General features: G+C 65.0%; 2 protein-coding genes. Both read left to right on the top strand.

Annotation, left to right across the window (positions count from 1 at the left end; genetic code table 11):
* A partial coding sequence (locus ACRDUX_RS41390; RefSeq protein ID WP_526423463.1) for a thrombospondin type 3 repeat-containing protein occupies positions 1-1195 on the top strand: 1195 nt, incomplete at its 5' end.
* Positions 1196-1270: 75 nt separating this feature from the next.
* Positions 1271-1513, top strand: a 243-nt coding sequence (locus tag ACRDUX_RS41385; protein WP_526423461.1) for an LLM class flavin-dependent oxidoreductase, incomplete at its 3' end; no start/stop codon positions are given.

The raw sequence follows: 1513 nt of genomic DNA, 5'->3' as shown, positions 1-1513 counted from the left end.
CCGCGACACCGACGAGTACGGTGATGCTTGCGACAACTGCGATCTCGTTGCCAATTTCGATCAGGCAGACTTCGATGGCGACGATCTGGGAGACGTCTGCGACCCGGACATCGACGGAGACGGGATTCCGAACGCGTCCGATGAGTGTTCGTCCGGACCGAACACCGACAGCGACCTCGACGGAGTCTACGACCCATGTGACAACTGCCCGACGACCGCCAACCCCGATCAGGACGACGGCGATGGCGGGCTCGAGGCTCCACTCGATGGCGTAGGAGACGTCTGCGACAACTGCGTGAACGTGCACAACCCGCGGATCGCGCGGGGATCGCTTCCGGGTGCACGGACCACGACGGGTGGACAACTCGACGACGACGCCGACGGATGGGGAAACGCTTGCGATCTCGATCTCGACCAGAGCTTCTCGGTTACATACGGCGACTACGCAACAGCCGTGGTCGCGATCGACAGAGCGCCTGCGAAGTCGGTGGTCGGAACGAACTGTGAGCGATACGACGACGCCGGCTTCTGGACTGGAACCATGATCCGGTGCGAGCTCCTCAACATGGCGCCGGAAAACACGAGCAGCATCCTCAACGGCCTCGACCTGTCCATCGTGCACGACACCTTCAGCCATCCGTCGCGCTTTGCGAAGTGCCCGACGTGCGGAACCCTCGAGTGCGATGGAGACGCTTGCTCGCTGGACGAAGATGACGACGGGAGATCGGACTCGATCGACAACTGCCCGCACGTCGCGAACTCGAACCAGTTGGACGACGACGGAGACGGCGTCGGCGACGCGTGTGACAACTGCCTCGCGACCGCGAATCCTCGCGTTGCCGCGAACTTTCTGGCGATCCATCCTTGGGCGACGCTGACCGGACGGCAGCGCGACGATGACCACGACGGCTATGGGAACAAGTGCGACCCCGATTTCGCCGGCGTGAACGGCGCGATCGTCGACGGCGACGACTATCTCCAGTATCTAGCGTCGACGCCAAGGAACCGAGCGCAGGACATGTGCGGTGTCACGGGCTCGATGCCGTGCGCGATCTTCGATCTGGACGAGAGCGGAGACTCCATCGGAGGAACCGATCTGGGGGTCTTCCGTGCGTTCGAGGGTTTCGCGCCGGGGCCGAAGTGCCCGACCTGCCCGATGGGCTGCGACGCAGGATCCGCGGGTACCTGCTTCTAGAAAACCTGAGCGCGATCCCACAGCCTCATTCCGGCTAGAATCCCGGGCGGCGCGAATCGCCGCAGGCAGGTCCTCATGAAACTCGGGCTGTACGGAATCAACACCGGACCGTGTTCGGAGCCGGACGTCGCGGCGCGCGTGGCCAAGGCGGCCGAGGCCGCGGGCTTCGATTCGGTCTGGACGGCGGAGCACGTGGTGCTGCCCGATCCGCAGGCGCCGCCCTCGCCGGCGCCGCCGCACATGAAGCTGCTCGATCCCGCGGTGTCGCTCGCGTTCCTGGCCGCGCACACCACCAAGCTCCTGCTCGCGACCGGCATC

The sequence above is a fragment of the Mycobacterium sp. genome (assembly GCF_050701675.1).
Lineage (GTDB): Bacteria > Actinomycetota > Actinomycetes > Mycobacteriales > Mycobacteriaceae > Mycobacterium.
This window is presented reverse-complemented; position numbering and strand designations above follow the sequence as displayed.